The 19,950-nt window shown below is 69.9% G+C and carries 22 protein-coding genes; 9 read left to right on the top strand and 13 right to left on the bottom strand.

Annotated elements, in window-relative coordinates:
• Positions 1 to 81: 81 nt before the first annotated feature.
• Positions 82 to 1,404: an MATE family efflux transporter gene (locus tag L687_RS23510; protein WP_021198243.1), complete on the top strand. Its 1,323-nt coding sequence runs from the start codon at positions 82 to 84 to the stop codon at positions 1,402 to 1,404.
• Between the two features lie 140 nt (positions 1,405 to 1,544).
• Positions 1,545 to 1,922: a hypothetical protein gene (locus tag L687_RS0120650; protein WP_031206665.1), complete on the top strand. Its 378-nt coding sequence runs from the start codon at positions 1,545 to 1,547 to the stop codon at positions 1,920 to 1,922.
• Between the two features lie 39 nt (positions 1,923 to 1,961).
• Here the strand turns inward: L687_RS0120650 and L687_RS42335 are convergent, their stop codons facing one another.
• The 3 genes from L687_RS42335 to L687_RS23495 all read right to left on the bottom strand — a co-directional run bounded on the left by L687_RS42335 (position 1,962) and on the right by L687_RS23495 (position 3,647).
• The gene (locus L687_RS42335; RefSeq protein ID WP_021198242.1) at positions 1,962 to 2,342 is read right to left on the bottom strand and encodes a DUF732 domain-containing protein; all 381 of its coding nucleotides are present in this window, start codon (positions 2,340 to 2,342) and stop codon (positions 1,962 to 1,964) included.
• An 86-nt stretch (positions 2,343 to 2,428) separates the two neighbouring features.
• Positions 2,429 to 2,896 carry a VOC family protein gene (locus L687_RS23500; RefSeq protein WP_021198241.1) on the bottom strand — a complete coding sequence of 156 codons (468 nt, stop codon included), beginning with the start codon at positions 2,894 to 2,896 and terminating at the stop codon, positions 2,429 to 2,431.
• A 70-nt stretch (positions 2,897 to 2,966) separates the two neighbouring features.
• The gene (locus L687_RS23495) at positions 2,967 to 3,647 is read right to left on the bottom strand and encodes a TrmH family RNA methyltransferase (protein WP_021198240.1); all 681 of its coding nucleotides are present in this window, start codon (positions 3,645 to 3,647) and stop codon (positions 2,967 to 2,969) included.
• A gap of 152 nt (positions 3,648 to 3,799) precedes the next feature.
• Here L687_RS23495 and L687_RS23490 point away from each other — a divergent pair, with 152 nt between their 5' ends.
• Positions 3,800 to 5,068 carry an Nramp family divalent metal transporter gene (locus tag L687_RS23490; protein ID WP_021198239.1) on the top strand — a complete coding sequence of 423 codons (1,269 nt, stop codon included), beginning with the start codon at positions 3,800 to 3,802 and terminating at the stop codon, positions 5,066 to 5,068.
• A 19-nt stretch (positions 5,069 to 5,087) separates the two neighbouring features.
• The gene (locus tag L687_RS23485) at positions 5,088 to 5,387 is read left to right on the top strand and encodes a hypothetical protein (RefSeq protein ID WP_021198238.1); all 300 of its coding nucleotides are present in this window, start codon (positions 5,088 to 5,090) and stop codon (positions 5,385 to 5,387) included.
• A gap of 31 nt (positions 5,388 to 5,418) precedes the next feature.
• Here the strand turns inward: L687_RS23485 and L687_RS23480 are convergent, their stop codons facing one another.
• The gene (locus L687_RS23480) at positions 5,419 to 6,864 is read right to left on the bottom strand and encodes a Na+/H+ antiporter NhaC family protein (RefSeq protein ID WP_021198237.1); all 1,446 of its coding nucleotides are present in this window, start codon (positions 6,862 to 6,864) and stop codon (positions 5,419 to 5,421) included.
• A gap of 84 nt (positions 6,865 to 6,948) precedes the next feature.
• Positions 6,949 to 8,562 carry an amidohydrolase gene (locus L687_RS23475; RefSeq protein ID WP_021198236.1) on the bottom strand — a complete coding sequence of 538 codons (1,614 nt, stop codon included), beginning with the start codon at positions 8,560 to 8,562 and terminating at the stop codon, positions 6,949 to 6,951.
• Between the two features lie 83 nt (positions 8,563 to 8,645).
• On the opposite strand from L687_RS23475, the gene L687_RS23470 reads away from it, so the two are divergent.
• From L687_RS23470 to L687_RS42650, 5 genes are read left to right on the top strand one after another with little or no spacing between them, the layout of a single operon-like run.
• A complete protein-coding gene (locus L687_RS23470; RefSeq protein WP_021198235.1) occupies positions 8,646 to 9,302 on the top strand; it encodes a TetR/AcrR family transcriptional regulator in 657 nt (218 codons plus the stop codon).
• Positions 9,303 to 9,311: 9 nt separating this feature from the next.
• Complete coding sequence (locus L687_RS23465; protein ID WP_021198234.1) at positions 9,312 to 9,944, top strand: metal-dependent transcriptional regulator; 633 nt, start codon at positions 9,312 to 9,314, stop codon at positions 9,942 to 9,944.
• A 54-nt stretch (positions 9,945 to 9,998) separates the two neighbouring features.
• On the top strand, positions 9,999 to 10,811 hold the full coding sequence (locus tag L687_RS23460; protein ID WP_021198233.1) for an HAD-IIA family hydrolase: 813 nt from the start codon (positions 9,999 to 10,001) through the stop codon (positions 10,809 to 10,811).
• Positions 10,812 to 10,813: 2 nt separating this feature from the next.
• Positions 10,814 to 11,392 carry a YdeI/OmpD-associated family protein gene (locus L687_RS23455; protein ID WP_021198232.1) on the top strand — a complete coding sequence of 193 codons (579 nt, stop codon included), beginning with the start codon at positions 10,814 to 10,816 and terminating at the stop codon, positions 11,390 to 11,392.
• A complete protein-coding gene (locus L687_RS42650) occupies positions 11,389 to 11,556 on the top strand; it encodes a hypothetical protein (protein WP_021198231.1) in 168 nt (55 codons plus the stop codon). Before L687_RS23455 ends, L687_RS42650 begins: the two co-directional genes overlap by 4 nt.
• Positions 11,557 to 11,596: 40 nt before the next feature.
• Here L687_RS42650 and L687_RS23450 read toward each other — a convergent pair whose 3' ends face one another.
• The 8 genes from L687_RS23450 to L687_RS23420 are packed head-to-tail and all read right to left on the bottom strand — an operon-like array spanning position 11,597 to position 19,916.
• Positions 11,597 to 13,225 carry an ABC transporter ATP-binding protein gene (locus L687_RS23450; RefSeq protein ID WP_021198230.1) on the bottom strand — a complete coding sequence of 543 codons (1,629 nt, stop codon included), beginning with the start codon at positions 13,223 to 13,225 and terminating at the stop codon, positions 11,597 to 11,599.
• Positions 13,222 to 14,325 (bottom strand): serine hydrolase domain-containing protein, encoded by a 1,104-nt coding sequence (locus L687_RS0120645; protein WP_021198229.1) that lies wholly within the window; start codon positions 14,323 to 14,325, stop codon positions 13,222 to 13,224. Before L687_RS0120645 ends, L687_RS23450 begins: the two co-directional genes overlap by 4 nt.
• On the bottom strand, positions 14,322 to 15,455 hold the full coding sequence (locus L687_RS23445) for a dipeptide epimerase (RefSeq protein ID WP_021198228.1): 1,134 nt from the start codon (positions 15,453 to 15,455) through the stop codon (positions 14,322 to 14,324). Before L687_RS23445 ends, L687_RS0120645 begins: the two co-directional genes overlap by 4 nt.
• 13 nt (positions 15,456 to 15,468) lie before the next feature.
• Positions 15,469 to 15,972, bottom strand: a complete 504-nt coding sequence (locus tag L687_RS42645) for a GNAT family N-acetyltransferase (RefSeq protein WP_021198227.1) — start codon at positions 15,970 to 15,972, stop codon at positions 15,469 to 15,471.
• Entirely contained in the window at positions 15,969 to 17,159 is a 1,191-nt protein-coding gene (locus L687_RS23435) for an anhydro-N-acetylmuramic acid kinase (RefSeq protein WP_021198226.1), read from the bottom strand. Before L687_RS23435 ends, L687_RS42645 begins: the two co-directional genes overlap by 4 nt.
• A complete protein-coding gene (murQ, locus tag L687_RS23430) occupies positions 17,159 to 18,064 on the bottom strand; it encodes an N-acetylmuramic acid 6-phosphate etherase (protein ID WP_021198225.1) in 906 nt (301 codons plus the stop codon). The genes L687_RS23435 and murQ overlap by 1 nt, the downstream gene beginning before the upstream one ends.
• Entirely contained in the window at positions 18,061 to 18,948 is an 888-nt protein-coding gene (locus tag L687_RS23425; RefSeq protein ID WP_021198224.1) for an ABC transporter permease, read from the bottom strand. Before L687_RS23425 ends, murQ begins: the two co-directional genes overlap by 4 nt.
• The gene (locus tag L687_RS23420; protein WP_021198223.1) at positions 18,945 to 19,916 is read right to left on the bottom strand and encodes an ABC transporter permease; all 972 of its coding nucleotides are present in this window, start codon (positions 19,914 to 19,916) and stop codon (positions 18,945 to 18,947) included. The genes L687_RS23425 and L687_RS23420 overlap by 4 nt, the downstream gene beginning before the upstream one ends.
• Positions 19,917 to 19,950 lie beyond the last annotated feature (34 nt).

The following is a 19,950-nucleotide window of genomic DNA, read 5'->3' as shown; positions in this document are numbered from 1 at the left end:
CCCCTCCACCCTACGACGACCGCCACCGCCCGGATCGGGCCCGCAGCCGGTGAGGTCGGCCCCAGGTCATAGGCTCGGAGGATGACCGCGCGCGCCTCCCTCAATCGAGAGATCCTGCGGCTCGCCGTCCCCGCGCTCGGCGCACTGATCGCGGAGCCCGCCTTCCTGATCGTGGATGCCGCGCTCGTCGGGCATCTCGGGACCACTCCGCTCGCCGGGCTCGGCATCGCGGGGGCTGTACTCCAGACGATCGTCGGACTGATGGTGTTCCTGGCCTACTCGACGACCCCGGCGGTCGCTCGCCGCTTCGGGGCGGGACAGCCCGGCGAGGCCGTCTCCGTCGGCGTCAACGGCATGTGGCTGGCGCTCGGGCTCGGCGCCGTGCTCGCGGTGATCGGCGCCGTGTCCTCCCCCTGGTTGGTCTCGCTGTTCGGGGCGAGCGAAGCCGTTTCCGCGCAGGCGAACGAGTACCTCGTGATCTCGATGTGGGGCTTGCCGGCGATGCTCATCGTGTTCGCCGCGACCGGTCTGCTGCGCGGCATGCAGGACACGATGACGCCGCTGTGGATCGCGGGGCTCGGATTCGGGGCCAACGCCCTGCTCAACTGGCTGTTCATCTACGGACTCGGCTGGGGCATCGCGGGTTCTGCGGCGGGCACCGTGACCGCGCAGTGGGGAATGGTCGCCGCCTACGTGCTGGTGGTGCGCCGCCTCGCCACCCGGCACAGCGCCTCGCTGCGCGCACAGGGCGCAGGCATGCGCAACACCGCGACGTCGGGCGGCTGGCTGTTCCTGCGCACCGTGAGCCTGCGCGTCGCACTGCTCGCGACCGTCGGCGTCGCCACCGGCATCGGCACCGACGAGCTGGCCGGGTGGCAGATCGTCTTCACGATCTTCTCCGCGGCCGCCTTCGCCCTCGATGCACTCGCGATCGCGGCCCAGGCCCTCATCGGCAAGGAGCTCGGAGCCGGGGACGAGCAGCAGGTGCACCGTGTGCTGGCCCGCACCGTCGCGTGGGGCGCCTGGTTCGGCGTGGCCGTCGGCGGGCTGATCGCCGCGCTCTCGGGCGTGCTCGGCATCGTCTTCACCGGATCGGCGGAGATCGCAGCGCTCGTGCAGCCGGCACTGCTCGTGCTCGCCGTGGCCCAGCCGATCGCCGGCGTCGTCTTCGTGCTCGACGGCGTGCTGATGGGCGCGAACGACGCCCGATACCTGGCGATCGCCGGTGGTCTGAACCTGGTGCCGTTCCTGCCCGCGCTCTGGATCGTCGCCGCCACCGGGGTCGATGGCACCGCCGGTCTCGTCTGGCTCGCGGTCGCCTTCTTCGGCGTCTACCTGCTCGCACGCCTCGGCACCCTGGGGTGGCGGGTGCGGTCCGGTCGCTGGCTTTCGGCCACTGTCTGACGCCGCCGCCGCGTCCGGCTGTTCCTGCACGGACATCGACGATCGCGACTTCTTCACAACCGCTGGAATCCGCGGAATACTACGTCGCCTGCCCCTGGCGCCCTCGACGATGATCGGGGGACACTGAAGGGATGCTGGGGATGACCGAACCACAGGTCTGGACACTGATCGGCGTCTTCGCCGCGGGGATGTTCGGCACCATCACACTGATCTCGACGATGTTCCTGCGCACGATGCAGAACGGGTTCGACGGCGTGCGCACGGAGATGCGAAACGAGTTCGCGAGCGTGCGGACCGAGATGCGAAACGAGTTCGCGAGCGTGCGGACAGAGATGGGAAACGAGTTCGCGAGCGTGCGGACCGAGTTCCGGAACGAGTTCGCGAGCGTACGCACGGAGACCGGCAGCGAGTTCGCCGGCGTGCGCACGGAGATCCGGACGGTGCATGAGCGCATGGACCACCTCGATCGCGACGTCAACGCGATCTACCGTCATCTCTTCGGCATCGACCGCGGGTGACCTCGGGCGCTGTCGGATTGCATGACGCCAGCTCAGGCGTCAGATCGACGGGTGTTCGAGTCTGCTTTCATGCTCAGGACACAGAGCCTTGACTGAGGGCACGACGAAGGCGGCGATCATCTCATCGTTGAAGCGGCTCTTCTTGAGGCCATCTTCGAGTTCAACGACGGTCAGCCCCGAATCGAGCGCCTCGCAGATCGTCCAACTGATTCTGATGATCGTACGGTCCGAGTAGAGGTTCAGATCATCGATCGCCGCCTCGCGGATCTGCGGGGCGAGAGCGTGCTCGACGTCGCTGAGGTCTGGCAGGGGCGTCTCGGGTACAGGCTTCCACTGAGTGATGCTCGGTCGCGGCGAAGCCTGCAAAGTCTGGGCGGGCGAGCATCCGACAACGAGGGCGACGAGAGAGAGCGGGACCAAAACCAGGACTCTGCGCAACGGGGCTCCTCTTCGGGTGGTTGGCCCCAGGCTATTGCCGAAGGTCCAGAGACTCCACGGCCGATGACTCAGGCGATCTCGAGCTCCGCGATCACGATCTTCTTCATGTGCATCAGGGCCTGGATCTGCTCCGGCCGCTGCTGCAACAGGTCGAGGCCGGCGGGGATCACCTGCCAGCTGACGCCGAACCGGTCCTTGCACCAGCCGCACGCCTCCGACTCCGGCACGGCCGAGAGCGCCTGCCAATAGTGGTCGATCTCGTCCTGGTCGGCGCATTCGATCACGAACGAGATCGCCTCGTTGAAGGCGAAGGCCGGTCCACCGTCGATGCAGCCGAACCGCGTGCCGTTCAGGGTGAACTCGCCGTTGATGACCTTCCCCGTCATCCCCTCGAAATGCTCGCTGAGGTTCTCGTCCGGGTAGAAGGTGACGCTGTCGATCGTCGAGTTCGGGAACACCGAGACGTAGTAGTCCATCGCCTCCTGCGCACTGTCGACGAACCAGAGATACGGACGGATGGGTGTGACGCCTGCCATATCGGCCTCCTCGATCGGCACTCACGCTACGCCCGCGGTCACCACCTGTCGAGGGGGTTCTGGCGCAGGATCAGGCCGCGTATCTCCGGCACCACTCGTACATGATGACGGCCGCCGCGGCACTGGCGTTGATCGAGCGCGTCGAGCCGTACTGCGTGATCTCGATGTGGGCGGAAGCGGCGGCGAGCGCTTCGGCGGAGAGCCCCGGGCCCTCCTGGCCGAACAGCAGCACACAACGCTGAGGCAGGTCGGCCTTGTCGACGGGCACTGCGCCGTCGACGTTGTCGACCGCGATGATCGAAACCCCTTCGGCCGCGGCCCATGCGGCGAACGTGTCGACGTCTTCGTGATGCACGACGTGCTGGTAGCGGTCGGTGACCATCGCCCCGCGCTTGTTCCAGCGGCGGCGGCCGATGATGTGCACGGTGTCGGCGAGGAACGCGTTGGCGCTGCGCACGATCGACCCGATGTTCATGTCGTGCTGCCAGTTCTCGATCGCGACGTGGAACGGATGCCGCTGGGTGTCGAGGTCGGCGACGATCGCCTCCATGCGCCAGTAGCGGTAGCGGTCGATCACATTGCGGGTGTCGCCGGAAGCCAGCAGCTCCTGGTCGTACTCCGCACCTTCGGGCCAGGCCTCCTCGCCCCCGGGCCAGGGCCCGACGCCGTAGCCGGGTTGAGCGATCGAACCCGTGCTCACCGCGCCCACGGGGGCATCGGGACTCGTGCTGTGCGGGGCGGCGTCTTCCATCCCGCCAGGCTATCGCCCTCGTATCCCCGTTCGAATCGCGCAACTGGCCCCATCCCGGCCACATATGCGGCAATTCGCGCGACTCGAAAGATATTTAGGTACGCCGAAAAATACGCTACGGTTTCGGTGTGCCTAAAAATTCCGCCGCCTCGATGACGACACCGTCCGTACCCCCGGGTCGGGCCCCCCGCAGCCTGTGGCTACTCGGCCCCGCGCTCGTCGCGGGTGTCGCCTATCTCGACCCCGGCAACGTCGCCAGCAACATGACCGCGGGGGCCCAGTACGGCTACCTGCTGGTGTGGGTCGTGCTCGCCGGCAACGTGATGGCGTGGCTGATCCAGTACCTCTCCGCGAAACTGGGCGTCGTCACCGGGCAGAGTCTTCCCGAGGTGCTGGGGGCGCGACTCAAGCACCGGTGGGCACGCCGCGCGTACTGGCTGCAGGCCGAGCTCGTCGCGATGGCCACCGACCTGGCCGAGGTCATCGGCGGCGCCGTGGCACTGAACCTGCTGTTCGATGTGCCGCTGCTGCTCGGCGGCCTGATCACCGGTGCCGTCTCGATGATCCTGCTCACAGTGCAGAGCCGGCGCGGCGCCCGCCCGTTCGAGTTCGTGATCATCGGCCTCATGGCGATCATCACGATCGGATTCGTCGCCGGCGTCTTCGTGGCCCCGCCGGACCCGGCAGGCGTGCTCGGCGGAATGGTCCCCCGTTTCGAAGGCACCGGGTCGGTCCTGCTGGCCGCGTCGATCCTCGGCGCGACGATCATGCCGCACGCGATCTACGCGCACTCCTCGCTGGCCCGTGACCGCTTCGGCGCCACGACCTCCCATGCCGGCGACGAGGCCGTGCGCACCGAGACCTCGCGCATCCGCCGCCTGCTCACGGCCACCCGATGGGACGTCTCGATCGCCATGGTGATCGCCGGGTCCGTGAACCTCTGCATCCTGCTGCTCGCCGCCGCGAATCTCGCCGGCGTCGAGGGGACCGACTCACTGGAGGGCGCGCATGCCGCGCTCGCCGCCGGACTCGGGCCGGTCGTGGCGACCTTCTTCGCCGTGGGTCTGCTCGCCTCGGGCCTGGCATCGACCTCGGTGGGCGCCTATGCAGGAGCGGAGATCATGCACGGCCTGCTGCACGTGCGCATCCCTCTGCTTGCTCGTCGACTCGTGACGCTGATCCCCGCGCTCGTGATCCTGGGCATCGGCTTCGACCCCACGCTCGCCCTGGTCCTGAGCCAAGTGGTGCTCTCGTTCGGCATCCCGTTCGCGCTGATCCCCCTGGTCGTGCTCACCGCGCAGCGGCGCACGCTCGGGACCTGGGTCAACCGGCGATGGACGACGGCTGCGGGGGTCGTCGCCTCCGTGCTGCTGATCGCGCTCAACGGCGCCCTGCTCTGGCTGGTGCTGACGGGAGCGTGAGCCCGGATAGGCTCGAAGCATGTCTGCCGAGAACGCCCGTCGCAACGTCCGCATCCTCACCTGGATCGGCTTCGCGACGGGCGTGATCGGCGGCGTGCTGATCGCGTTCCCGAACGTCATCGGCCTCGCCAGCCCGTGGGTCCAGCTCGCACTCGGCGTCGCCACCCTCGTCCTGGCGTTCCGAGCACGCAAGATCGGGATGACCGAGATCGAAGGGTTCGACGGCCGGCTCTCGCTGGCCGCCGCCCTCCTCGGATTCCTCATCCTGTTCTTCGCCGGTCAGGCCGCGTTCGGCATCCTCGTCGCCGTCGCGAACTGACTCGTCGCCATCGCGAACCGAGCCGCCCCGTCTACGCCGTGACGAAGCCCGTCACCAGGTAGAGCACGAACGACAGCCCCGCGGCGATGCCCGCATAGGGCAGGATCGCGAGCATGAGGTTGATCGGCTTGATGCCGATCGATCGCGACGCGAGGATGATGCCGTCGCCGTAGAGGCAGGTGGTGCTGCCCAACGCCGCCCCGGAGAACACCGCGGCGCCCGCGAGGATCGGATCGGCACCGAGCGCGAGCGCCAGCGGGAGCACGACCGGGGTGATCACCGCGGCGAGATCCCAGAACGACCCGGTCGCGTACGCATAGATGCCGCACACCGCGAACACGATCGCCGGCAGCAGCGCCGGGGTGAGCACGGGCTCGGTGACCTGGATCACGAACTCGGCCAGCTGCAGGGTGATGTTCATCTCCTGCACCATGAACGCGAGGACCGTCAGGATCATCACGAACAGCATGCTCTCGATGCCCTCGAGCGCGGCATCCAGCACCCCACGGATGCGGAGTCGGCGCTGCACGAGCACGATCACGATCGTCACGGCGAGAGACGCGGCGGTGCCGGCGACGACGTTGGCGTTCGTCACGATCGTCACTCCGACGAGCACGGCCATGGCGATCAGGAAACCCCACGGCTGCGGCTTGCGGTCGGTCTCGGTCGAGGTCGCGAGCGCCGTCGCGACACGCTGCGCGGTCGAGCCGTCGGGGTCGTCGGCCTTCAGCTCGGCCAGGAGCGCCGCGCCTTCGGCCCGTCGCTCGTCGTCGGTGGTGCCGAGCGGGAAGACGTCGCCGTCCCGCTCCGCCCGGATCGCGTCACGCTTGATCGCGCCGAGCTTCGGTAGCCAGCCGATGCTCATGAGAAGCGCGACGGCGAGAGCCGCCCAGCCGAAGAAGATGAAGGGGATCGCCTGCAGGTAGGCACCGAACCCGGTGCCTCCGACCGTGACCCCCTGCGCCTCGAACAGTCCGGAGAAGAACAGCGCCCACGTCGAGACCGGGATCAGGACGGCGATCGGCGCGGCCGTCATCTTCATGATCGCGCCGAGCTGCGTGCGCGGCACCCGATAGCGGTCGGTGACCTGCTTCATCGACGTGCCCGTGGTGAGCACGTTCAGGTAGTCGTCGACGAACAGCACGACCGACAACAGGAACGTCAGCACCATCGACTTGCGGCGGGAGGTGACGAACCGCTCGGCCCAGTTCGCGAAGTCGGTCACGATGCCGGACTTCTCGAACAGCATCATCAGGATGCCGAACAGCGCGACGATCAGCAGCAGCCACTGCGCCGTCTCGTTGGAGAGGGCTTTTCCGGTGTATTCGACCCAGACGTCGAAGCCGCCCCAGCCGCCGAGGATCAGTGCCCCGGCGACGGTGCCGCAGAACAGGGCGAAGAGGGTGCGTCTGGTGGCGACCGCGACGATCAGGATCACCACGATCGGGAGGAGCGCGAGAGCGCCGAATTCAGGCATGGGAGTCACCTCAGTGTGAAGGGGGGGGTACGAATCCGAAGGGAGAGCGCGGGAAGGTGCGGGAGGGTGCGGTCGAGCCCGGGGTCAGGGCTCGGTGCCACCGACGACGGTCTCCTGCACGGGGAGGTCGGGGAGGTCGTCCGGGGAGACGTGCAGCGGGTTCTCCGCCCACACGGCGTAGTCGGCCCGGAACCCGGGGGCGATGCAGCCGAGGTCGGCATCTCCCTGGGCCCGGGCGGCGCCGACGGTGTATCCGTGCAGCGCCTGGTACGGGGTGAGCACCTGGTCGGGCTCGAAGACCGGGGCGTCGGGGTCGCCCGGGCGGCGGCGCAGCATCGACCACGCGAGGCCGATGCGGGCATCGTTCTGCGCGATGGGCCAGTCCGACCCGAGGGCGAGGGGCGCCCCGGCCTCCCAGTAGTCGCGCACACGCCAGGCGCGAGCCGCACGCACGGGCCCGAGCCTGCTCGACCAGTCATCCGAGCCGTCGGCCTTGCGCCACTGCATGTGCAGGGGCTGCATCGAGGCGGTGATCCCGGCTGCGGCGATACGGGCCACGTCGCGGTCGGTCGTGGTCTCGAGGTGCTCGATGCGGTGCGGAGCTCCTGCGGCGCCGCGCACCCCGGCCGCGAGATAGGCGTCGACGACTTCCCCGACGGCCCGGTCGCCGATCGCGTGCGTCGCCACCTGGAATCCGGCCTCGGCGTATCTGCGCACGGTGCGGGCATAGGCGGCCACGTCCTTCCAGAACGGCTCCAGGCCCGCGCCCGCGCTGTCGGGTTCGTGCAGCCAGGCGGTGCCGGTCTCGACCACGCCGTCGGCGTAGAGCTTGACCACGCCCCCGCGCCACCGGTCACCACGGCGGTCGCGCATCGCGAGGTTCGCGGCGGTCCGATCCTCGTCGAAGCCCGGCTCGTGGTCGATGGCCGAGACGATGCGGATCGGCAGCCCCGGCCCCTGCTCCAGGGCGTCGAGCAGTGCGAGCGTGGCGAAGCCGCCATCCATGATCGTGCCGCCGGTGAGGCCGGAGTCGCGCAGGCCGCGCAGCAGATCATGGCCGACCGCGAGGGTCTGATCGCGGGTCAGTGCCGGGGCGCTCAGTCGCACGGGCTCATAGGCGCCGAGCTCGCGCAGTTCCCCGGTCGGGCGGCCGTCGGCATCGACGACGACGCAGGACGAGTCCTCGAACTCGCGTGCGCGGGTGATGCCCGCACGCTCGAGTCCGGCACGACTGGCGAGGGCGGTGTGGCCGTCGAACACGATCAACAGCGCGGGGAGTCCGCGCACCGCATCCTGGATCGCCTCCGCCGTCATGGGCAGCTCGTGGAACACGTCGTAGTCGAGGTTCCAGCCGCGCACCCACGGGTCGGCATCTTCGGCGAGCGCACGATCGGCCTCGGCGCGCAGCGCGGTCAGCAGCGCCGCGCCGGTGGTGAGACCGCCCAGGTCGATCCCGGCCGTCAGCTCGATCCCCTGGATCGGATGCAGGTGCGCGTCGATGAGGCCGGGGGTCACGGTCGCGCCGCCGAGGTCGCGCACGACGGTGCGGGGCCCGCGCAGCTCGCGGACCAGGGCGTCGTCACCCACGGCGAGGAAGCGACCGTCACGCACCGCGAAGGCGGTGGCATGCGGGCGGCGCGGGTCCATCGTCACCACGTGCGCGCCGGTGACAATGGTGTCGGCGTCGAAACCGGTCATGGCTGTACCTTCGTCGGTATTGGATCCTTCGGTATTGAAAGAGTTTCAATAAAATACCAGACGCCCGAGCAGAATCGAGCACGATGACGAAATCTCCGCGCAGCGTCGGCCGACCGTCGACCCGGGTGCTCACCGAGGAGCGCATCCTGAAGGCCGCGTTCGCCCTCAGCGCGCAGCGCACACCGCGCCAGTTCACGATGACCGCGCTCGCGGAATCCCTGGGCGTTCGCACCTCGGCGCTCTACCACCACTTCGCGAACCGCGACGCCGTGATCCGGGCCATGCGCGGGCAGGTCAGCCGCGCGCTCATCTCCCCCGTGCGGCACGAGATGTCCGTCGAGGAGGCACTGCTCACCTGGGCCCACAGCTACCGCGACGCCGCGATCGCCGCCCCCGAGGCCATGGTGATGCTGGCGACCTCACCGATCGATGCCGACGAGGGCTCGTTCGCCGACTACGAGCAGATCGCACGCCTGCTCGCGGACGACGGCTGGCCGACCGTCACCATCGTGGACGCCATCGTGGCGCTGGAGTCGTTCATCATCGGCTCCGCCCTGGATGCCCTCGCGCCCGCAGACAACATGGCCCCGGGTGCACTCGCGCCGGATTTCCCGACGTTCGCCGAGGCCGAGGCCGCCAGGGCGCAGCTCAGCACGGACCCCGCCCGCCGCACGTTCGAGATCGGGGTGCGGGCACTCATCCACGGACTCACCGCGTGGGCGCGCGACAGCACCACGTAGGCTGGACCGGTGGCATCCCCGGCAGCTGACGATTATCTGAAGACCGTCTACGCGCACACCGAGTGGCAGGACGCACCGATCACTCCCTCGGTGCTCGCCGCGAAGCTCGGCATCGCGCCGTCGTCCGTCACCGAGATGGTGAAGAAGCTCGCCGCCGCCGGCCTCGTCTCGCACGTGCCCTACGGCGCGGTGCGGCTGACGGACACGGGCACGGCGCGCGCCCTCGCGATGGTGCGCCGACACCGCCTGATCGAGACCTGGCTGGTGCAGGAGTTCGACTACGGCTGGGACGAGGTGCACGACGAGGCCGAGGTGCTCGAGCACACCATCAGCGACCGACTGCTCGAAGGCATCGACGCGCGCCTGGGACGCCCCCGCTTCGATCCGCACGGCGACGCGATCCCCGACGCCGACGGTCGCATCGAGCGCGTACCGTTCGTGCTGCTCGCCGACGCGCCGGTCGGGCACACGGGACAGGTGCTGCGGGTCGACGACCGCGACCCCGAGCTGCTCCGAGCCCTCGAAGCACTCGGACTGGCGGTCGCGTCGACCGTGACGGTCACGGCATCCGGGGCCGAGATCGACGGCACGGAAGCGGCGTTGCCCGATGGCGCGACCCAGGTGGTCTGGCTGAGCGCCTAGCCACCGCCGCAACACGGTCAGGTGCGCGTCACCTCCGGCCTCTAGGCTGTGCACATGGCACAACGTGACGACATCGAATGCTGGCTGACCGACATGGACGGCGTGCTCGTCCATGAGAACGACGCCATCCCCGGAGCCTCCGAACTGCTCGCCGGCTGGGAGAGCGCAGGCATCCCGTACCTGGTGCTCACCAACAACTCGATCTTCACCGCGCGCGACCTGTCGGCACGCCTCCGCATCAGCGGGCTGCACGTGCCCGAGGAGCGCATCTGGACCTCGGCGCTCGCGACCGCCGACTTCCTGAAGCAGCAGCTCCCCGGCGGCTCGGCGTTCGTGATCGGCGAGGCCGGCATCCTCACCGCCCTGCACGATGCCGGCTTCATCATGACCGAGACGAACCCCGATTTCGTGGTCGTCGGCGAGACGCGCAACTACTCGTTCGAGGCGATCACCAAGGCCATCCGCCTCATCATCGGCGGTGCGCGCTTCATCGTCACGAACCCCGATGCCACGGGCCCGAGCACCGACGGACCGCTCCCCGCCACCGGAGCGATCGCCGCCCTCATCACCAAGGCCACCGGTAAGGAGCCGTACGTCGTCGGCAAGCCGAACCCGATGATGTTCCGTTCGGCGTTGAACAAGATCGGCGCGCACTCGAAGCGCACCGGCATGATCGGCGACCGCATGGACACCGACGTGGTCGCCGGCATCGAGGCGGGCCTGCACACGGTGCTGGTACTCACCGGCATCAGCGATCAGGCCGAGATCGAGAAGTACCCGTTCCGCCCCGACGAGATCGTGCAGTCGGTGGCCGACCTGCTGCCGCGGATCACCGAGACGATCACGACGGTGAAGACCAAGAAGTAGCCATGGGCGCGCTCGACGACGGCGAACGGCTCAGAGCGGCGGATGCCGCGGCCTGGCGTGTCTGGCTCGCGGAGAACCATGAGCGCACGGCGGGCGTCTGGCTGCTCAGCGTGCGCGGATCGTCCGACGGCGTCGGCTACGAGGACGCCGTGCGGCAGGCACTCTGCTTCGGATGGATCGACGGCCCGGTGCGCGTGTTCGACGACGGCACGGGCGACCGCGCCAACGGTCAGTGGTTCTCTCCTCGTCGTCCCGGCAGCGGCTGGGCGGCCACGAACAAGGCGCGCATCGCGGAGCTCGAGGCCGAGGGGCTACTGGCTCCCGCCGGTATCCGTGTGCTCGAGGTGGCGAAGGCGAACGGCTCCTGGACGGTTCTCGACGGACCGGAGGCCGGGATCGAACCCGAGGAGCTCTCCGCCGCGCTCGATGCCGTCCCCGCCGCACGCGAGAGCTGGGACGCGTTCCCGAAGTCGGTCAAGAAGTTCGGCCTCACGCACATCGCGATGGCCAAGCGGCCGGAGACCCGGTCCGCCCGCATCGCGAAGATCGTGGCGGATGCCGCGGAGGGGAAACGCCCATGAATCAGAACGACCTGCTGTTCCTCGTCGTCTTCCTCATCCTGCTCAGCTCGCTGACGGTGTTCATCGTGCAGTTCGTGCGCTCGCGCCGAGGACGCGGCGGCTCGGACGACGGGCGCGCCGGCTGGTGGGAAGGCCCCTGGGACGACGACGACCGCAGACGCTGAGCCCGCGGCCGCCGGAGAACCTCGCGGGATCGGAACTCGGTCAGGACGCCAGCGAAGCCCCGGGGATCGCGGCCAGCAGCTCGCGCGTGTACGGGTGCTGCGGGGCGTCGAAGATGCGCTCGGGCGTGCCGCTCTCGACCACGACACCGCGCTGCATGACGTGCACCTCGTCGGAGATCATCCGCACCACGGCGAGGTCATGGCTGATGAAGAGGTAGCTCAGGCCCAGGCGCTTCTGCAGGTCGGCGAGCAGGTCGAGGATCTGCGCCTGCACCAGCACGTCGAGCGCCGACACCGCCTCGTCGAGCACCACGAGCTCGGGTTCGAGCGCCAGGGCCCGGGCGATCGCCACACGCTGACGCTGTCCGCCCGAGAGCTCGTGCGGCAGGCGCTCGGCCATGGCGGCCGGCAGCGCGACCTGCTCCAACAGCTCGAGCACGCGCGCGTGACGCGAGGCCGTGGTGCCGATGCGGTGCACGCGCAGCGGCTCGGCGATCGACTGCTCGATCGTGTAACGCGGGTCGAGCGAGGCGTAGGGATTCTGGAACACCGGCTGCACACGACGACGCAGGGCGAACAGCTCTTTGCGGCGGAGCGTGGTGAGGTCGAGCCCGTCGAACAGGATCGAGCCGGACGTGGCGTCTTCGAGCCCGAGCACCATGTTCGCGGTGGTGGACTTGCCGGAGCCCGACTCTCCCACGATCGACACCGTGGTGCCGCGGCGGATCTCGAAGCTGACGCCGTCGACGGCCGTGAAGGTCTGCGGCTCCCCGGCCTTGGGCGCGCGGAGGGCGAACTCCTTGCGGAGGTTCCGGATCTCGACGAAAGGCGTGCTCGTGGCGGCCTCGCGCTGCGGCAGCGCATCCCGGCGCGAGGCGAGGCTCGGGGCCGCGGCGAGCAGCTGCCGGGTGTACTCGTGCTGCGGGGCGCCGAGCACCTGCGCCGAGGTGCCCTCCTCGACGACGCGGCCGCGGAACATCACGACGATGCGGTCGGCGCGCTCGGCGGCGAGGGCCAGGTCGTGCGTGATCAGGAACACCGCGGTGCCGAGCTCGTCGGTGAGCGTGTCGAGCTGGTCCAGGATGCGTCGCTGCACGGTCACATCGAGGGCGGAGGTGGGCTCGTCCGCGATCAGCAGGCGCGGCTTGCAGGCCAGACCCATCGCGATCAGCACGCGCTGGCGCATGCCGCCGGAGAACTCGTGCGGGTACTGGTGGGCGCGCTGCGCGGCATCCGCGATCCCCACCATCTCGAGCAGCTCGACGACCCGCGCCTTCGTGGCATCGCCGTGTGTGTGGCCGTGCACCTCGAGCGCCTCGCCGATCTGCTCGCCCACGCGCATGAGCGGATTGAGGTTCGACATCGGGTCCTGCGGCACGAGGCCGATCCCGGCGCCGCGCAGGGAGATCATCGCGTTCTCGGGCAGGTCGGTCAGCTCGCGCCCGTCGAAGCGGATGCTGCCGGCCGTGATCACCCCGTTCTCGGGGAGCAGACGGTTGACCGCGGCCGCGGTGGTCGACTTGCCCGACCCCGACTCGCCCACGATCGCGACCGTCTCACCGGCGGCGATGTCGATGTTCACGTCGCTGATCGCGGTGACCAGCTCGGAACCGGTCCGGAAGGCGACGGCGAGGCCGCTGATGCTCAGCACGGGCTCGGTGGTGCTCATGGTGTTCTCGTTCCTTCGTTTTCGCGGAGAGGTTCGTGGTCGTCGAGGAGTGCGGGAAGCGCGGCGCGCCACAGCAGATCGGTCGGTGCGGGTGTGACCGCGAACAGGCGGTTGGTCAGCAGCACGGCGGCTGCTCCCGTTCCCGGAACGAGCCCGAGGGCGCAGCCTGTGAATCCCGGGTGCCAGACCATGCGGGTCGGCCGCCCGGAGACGGCGATCGTCTCGCTGCGCCAGCCCAGCGCCTGCCCGGCATCCGGTCCGTCCCGGAACAGTTCGGCGACCGTATCCGGCCCCCACAGCTCCGGATGCCGCTCCGGAGCGGCGAGCGCCGCCCCCAGGGTCAGCAGGTCTTCGACGGTGCTGAACAGCCCGGCGTGACCGGAGACACCCCCGAACGCATGGAAGCAGTTGCCGTCGTTCGCGACGCCGGCGATCTCCCCGTCGCGCCAGGCGAAGCCCTTGTCGGCGGTGAGGATCGGATACGGCTCTCCGGTCGCGACCATGCGACGCTCGGCGGCGTCGCCCACGGCGGACGAGGCGACGGGGCGGTCGACGGGTCCGTACCCGGTGTGATCGAGGCCGAGGGGCGCGGTCACCAATTCGCGCACCGCGGCATCCAGGGGCAGTCCGGTGACCGCCGCGACGATGCGGCCGAGGAGCATGAACCCGAGGTCGGAGTAATGACGGCCTTCGTCGAGGCCGTAGCGCAGCGGGAGGGCGTCGGCGGCCGCAGCGGCATCACCGGCGTGCTCGCGGTCGAGGTAGAGCGGCTGCCACTCCCAGAGTCCTGCACGGTGCTGGAGCAGATGGCGCACGGTCGTGCCCGGGGCGCAGGCGGTGCCGGGCACGAGTCGGTCGACCGGATCGTCGAAGCCGAGGTCTCCACGACTCACCAGTCGCAGGATCACGGTCGTGGTCGCGGCGACCTTCGACACCGAGGCGATGTCGAAGGCGGTCGCTGTGGTCATCGGGGTTCCGGCCAGGTCAGCCAGACCACCCGGGGCGACGTCACGGCCCGCGTCGGTCACGACACCGGCGACGGCGCCCCGCGGAGCGGCATCCGTCGCCAGGACAGCGGTGACGGCAACGGCGGCGGTCATGCGCGCACCTCTGAGCGGTCGACGAGGTCGACGAGGGTGTCGGGCCGGGTATCGGATGCGAGGGCGGTGATGCCCAGCCCGGTGCCCGATCCGAGTTCCAGCATGTCTCCGGACAGCGCCACGCCACCCACCACGGGCGAGCTCCGCAGCCACAACGCGGCATCCAGGTCGTGCACGACGTCGGGGGCGACAGCGGCGGCCAGGTGGGCGGCGGCCGTCACGCCGACGTGCGATTCCATCATGCAGCCGATCACCACGCCCAGACCTGCGGTGCGAGCGACCTCGGCAGCGGCGACCGCCTCGGCCAGGCCGTCGGTCTTGGCGAGCTTGATGTTCACGAGGTCTGCGGCACCACGGTCGGCGATGACCCGGACATCCCGCGCCGTGCGCACCGACTCGTCGGCCATGATCGGGGTGTCGACGGCGGCCGTGACCGCGGCGAGCGCGTCGAGGTCGTGCGCGGCGACCGGCTGCTCGACGAGTTCGAGCCCGAGCCCCTCGTCTTCGGCGGACCGGATCACCCGGATCGCGGTCTCGACATCCCAGGCCTGGTTCGCATCGATCCGCAGCGTGATGCCAGGCCCGACCGCGGCACGCACGGCCCGGAGCCCGGCGATCGTGTCGTGCGCAGCGGACGCCTTGATCTTGAGGCATCCGAAGCCCGCGGCGACGTGCTCCTCGGAAACGGCTGCCAGCGCGGACGGCTCGCCCGCGGACAGGGTCATGTCGGTGCGGATGCGCGCGGGCGCCGGTGCGCTCGTGAGGCTCTGCGCAAGCGGGAGTCCGCGCTGCTGGGCGGCGAGGTCGGCGACGGCGCACTCGACCGCGCTGCGGGCCGCGGCATTGCCCCACACTGCACGGGCGATGTCGGCGGCGATCCCGGGATCACCGACGTTCCGTCCGAGCACGACCTCGGCGAGGGGTCCTGCCACCACGGCGGCGACGCTCTGCGGACTCTCCCCCGTCACGCGCCAGCTCACGGCGGCTTCGCCGTATCCTCGACGACCGTCGACGTCGCTCACCTCGACGAGCACGACGTCGAGGTGCTCCGTCTGCCGCACCGCCGTGACGAACGGACGCACCAGGGGCGACGGGACGCGGAGCACGCGGATGCGCTTCACGGCGCTCATCTCAGGACTCCGCTCATGCCCACTCCTTGCGCATGCGCTGTTCGGGCTCACCGAACTCCGGCTGCGTGCGGGTGGCGCCGTCGGGGTGCCAGCCCTTCGCCTCGTAGAAGCCGATCGACGGCGCGTTCGCCGCGAACACCCACAGCGTCGCGGCCTCGGCGCCGGCGTCCCGCAGGTCTGCGGTCGCCTGCGCCAGCAGCGCACCGCCGATCCCACCGCCATGGGCGCGTGGCGAAACGTACAGGGAGTGCACGGCCCCGTCGATCCGCCCGTCGTCGGCAGTGGTCGCGGCGTACCGGGTGATCCCGACGATCCCGCCGTCGCGCACGGCCACGAGCACGACGCCGACCGGTTCGGCGAGCACCCGGCGCCACAGGGCCTCGGCACGCTCATCCGTCATCGCGTCGATCCCCGCGTCGGGGAGAACACCCCGGTAGCTCTCCCGCCAGCACGCGAGGAACACCTCGAGCACCCCGGACAGGTCGTCCGGGGTGGCGGGGCGCACCTGGAGGCTCACGATGCCGCGGCCTCCGTGAGCACGAGGGAGTCGATGGAGGCGACGGGTTCGGGCATCTGCAGCGGTCCGACACCGGGCGTGATGGTGCCGAGGATGCGCGGCTCGCGCGCTCCGGTGCCGCCGGGGACGATCGCGGGGACGCCGTGCATCGTGGACCAGCCGATGAGAGCGAGGAGGATCGCCTCCTTGCTGTCGGCCGCGGCGCCCAGCTCGTCGGCCAGCACGACCTCGGTGTCCGGCAGCGCGGCGCGCAGTCCGTCGAGGATCAGCGGGTTGCGGCATCCGCCGCCCGACACGGCAAGGAACCCGATGCCGGCGGCCTCCACGTCGCGCGCGACCGTGCGGACCGTGAGCTCGGTCAGGGTGCGCACCACATCGGCGACCGGGATCTCCCGGTTCTGCGCGGCGAGGTGCTCGTGCACGTAGCCGAGGTGGAAGTGCTCCTTGCCCGTGCTCTTGGGCGGGGTGAGAGCGTAGTACGGGTCGTCGAGCAGAGCAGCCAGCAGCGCCTCGTCGACCTGACCCGTGCGGGCGATCGCGGCGTCGTCGTCGTAGCCGAGCGGGTTGAGGTCGTGCTCGACGATGACCGCGTCGACCAGTGCGTTCGCGGGGCCGATGTCGTACGCGACCAGGCCGTCCTGCCGCACCACGGTCATGTTCGAGATGCCGCCCAGGTTGAGGGCTGCAGAGACCCCGGCGCGCGAACGCAGCAGCAGCTCGTCGAGGAACGACACCAGCGGGGCACCGTGGCCGCCGACCGTGATGTCGCGGATGCGGATGTCGGAGACCACGGGGGCGCCGACCTTCTCGGCGATCCAGGCCGGCTGCCCGATCTGCAGGGTGCCCAGCGCGTGCGCGCCGTCGACCCAGTGGTAGACGGTCTGCCCGTGCGAGCACACGGCATCGACACCGCCGACCGCTGCCGCGATGTCGGCCGCGACCGCGGCGAACGCCTGCCCGATGAGGGTGTCGAGCTCCGCCACCTCGGCGAGCGTGGTCTGCGCCGGTGGCAGCGCAGCGATCAGGCGCGCCCGCAGCTCGGGGGCGTAGGGCACGCTCGTCGCCGCGAGCACCGTGCCGTGCAGATCCACGCCGTGGGCAGTGAAGCCGCCACTGGTCGTGAAGTCGACGACGGCGGCATCGATCCCGTCGTGCGAGGTGCCGGAGATCAGTCCGAGGACGCGCATCAGTTCTCCTCCAGTGCAGTGCGCAGCCGACCGTCGGCCGCGTCCAGTCGTGCGGTGGCCGCAGCGAGGTCCTCGCCGCGGCGGATCATGATCGACGCGAGCTTCACGTCGTATGAGGTCGCCTCCAGTGCCGCCTTCGCCGCGCCCCGATCGACATCCGCGATGGTCTGCACCATTCGGATCGCCCGCTCGCGGAGCTTGTGGTTGGTGGCCTTCACGTCCACCATCAGGTTGCCGTAGGCCTTGCCGTTCCGCACCATCGAGATGGTCGAGAACATGTTGAGCACGAGCTTCTGGGCCGTACCCGACTTGAGCCGCGTGGAGCCGGAGAGCACCTCGGGGCCGACCTCGACCTCGATCCCGTGCTCCGCCGCCGCGCTCAGGGCGGTCCCGACGTTGCAGGAGAGACCGATGCTGAGGGCACCGCGTTCGCGCGCCCGACGGACGGCGGCGATCACGTAGGGCGTCCGTCCGCTCGAGGCGATCCCGATCACGGTGTCGAGCGGACCGATGCCCGCGGCATCGATGGCCGCTGCGCCCGCTTCCGCGTCGTCCTCTGCTCCCTCGACGGGGTTCACGATCGCGCCCGGCCCTCCGGCCATGATCGCGAACACCAGCTCGGGCGGAGTGCTGAAGGTGGGCGGGCACTCCGAGGCGTCGAGCACGCCGATGCGGCCGGGGGTGCCCGCGCCGACGTAGACCAGGCGTCCGCCCTGCGCCATGCGATCGGCCGTCGCCTCGATCGCGGGCACGATCTGCGGGAGGGCGCGCTGCACCGCGGCGGGCACCGTGGCATCCGCCTCGTTCATGGTCTGCGCGAGTTCGGCGACGCTCATGAGGTCGAGCTCCGCATAGCGGGGATCGCTGGCCTCCGTGGCCAGTCCGCCGAGATCCTCCATGGTCATCGCTTTCCTCTGTTCCGGGGATCGAGGCTGTCGCGCAGCCCGTCGCCGAGCAGGTTCAGTCCGACGACGAGCAGCACCACGATCACGCCGGGCGCGATCATGGTCCACGGGGCGATCGTGACGAGCGTGCGCGCCTCGAAGATCATCGAACCGAGCGAGGGTGCGGGCGGCGGCGTGCCGAGTCCGAGGAAGCTCAGCGAGGCCTCGGTGAGCACAGCCCACGAGAGCGAGAGCGTGACCTGCACGATGATGATCGACGTGATGTTCGGCAGCACGTGGCGGAACATGGTCGCCATGCGGCTCTGGCCGGTGCTCTTGGCGGCCTTGACGTACTCGACCTCGCGCAGCGACAGCACGGGCCCGCGGGTGACGCGGATGAAGATCGGCACGTAGACGATCGCGATGGCCACGGCGATGGTGAACCAGTTGCGCTCGAACACCGAAGCCAGCGAGAGCGCGAGCAGCAGCGGTGGGAAGGCGAACAGCACGTTCGTGACCGCGGTGATCGCCCCGTCGGAGAAGCCGCGGTAGAACCCGGCGATGAGTCCGCAGACGGTGCCGACCACGGTCGCAAAGGCCACGGCGACGACCGAGATCAACGCCGAGTTGGCGACGCCGGCGGCGACGCGGGAGAACACGTCGCGCCCGAACTGATCGGTGCCGAACCAGTGCACGGCCGACGGCGGCTGCAGGCGGGACGGCGGGTCCTGCGCGAGCGGGTCGAAGGGCAGCAGGCCGAACGCCGAGACGAGGCTGAGCACGGCGAGCAGGACCACGATGATGAGGCCGGTGAGTCCGCTGCGGCTGCGCAGCAGGAGACGCACGCGCTCCATGGTGCGCCCGCCGCCGGGGGCGAGGGCCGGGGTCTGAGAGATGTCGGTCATGCGGCACGTACCCGAGGATCGATGACCCGGTACAGCAGGTCGGTGAGCAGGTTGACGATGACGAAGGCGAGCGCGATCACGAGCACGGTGCTCTGCACGAGCGCGTACTCCTTCTGCTGGATGCCGAGCAGCACCTGGCGTCCGATGCCGGGGAGCGAGAAGATCTGCTCGACCACGACGGCACCGCCGAGGAGGTAGCCGAACTGCAGGCCGGTCATCGTGACGATGGGCACGAGAGCGTTGCCGAGCACGTGGCGCACCTGCAGGCGACGCGGAGGGACGCCCTTCGCCCTGGCGGTGCGGATGAAGTCGTTGGAGCGGATCTCGAGCACGGCCGTGCGGGTGGTGCGCATGATCGGTGCGGCGATGCCGAAGCCGAGCACGATCGAGGGCAGCAGCATCTGCTGGAGGTTCAGCAGCGGATCCTCGAACAGCGTGGCGTAGGCCTGGCCGTTCGGGTTGAAGCCGAACGACGAGGCGAGGATCGCCAGGAGTGCCGTGCCGAGCAGGAACGCGGGGATGGAGAGACCGGCGAGGCCGACGACCTGTCCGACGCCGTCGCGGAACGAGTCGGGCTTCGAGGCGGAGAGCATGCCGAGCGGGATGCCGATGGCCAGCGCGATCACGATCGAGAAGATCGCCAGCTCGAACGTCACGGGGAGGGCGGCGGCGGTGAGGTCGAGGACGCTCGTCTGCGCCCGGGACGAGAAGCCGAGGTTGCCGGTGAAGATGTTGCCCAGCCACGAGAAGAACTGCACGACGAGCGGCTGGTCGAGGCCGTAGTAGGACTCGAGGGCGGCGCGCTGCGAGGGCGTGAGAGCGGCCGCCTCGGTGCCGAGGCCGGAGCTGATCTGGTCGCCGGGGATGGCGCGCAGCATCAGGAAGACGAAGATGGCGACGCCGAGGAGCGTGCCGAGGGCTGCGAGGATGCGTCGCAGCACGCTGTTGCGGAGGAGCTGTCTGAACATGCGCGTGTGTGGGTGCCTGTCGTCGGGGAGGGAG

The sequence above is a fragment of the Microbacterium maritypicum MF109 genome (genome assembly GCF_000455825.1).
In the GTDB taxonomy this organism is placed as follows: Bacteria; Actinomycetota; Actinomycetes; order Actinomycetales; family Microbacteriaceae; genus Microbacterium; species Microbacterium maritypicum_A.
The sequence above is the reverse complement of the archived record's forward strand: the minus strand, read 5'-3'. Positions and strand labels throughout refer to the sequence as shown.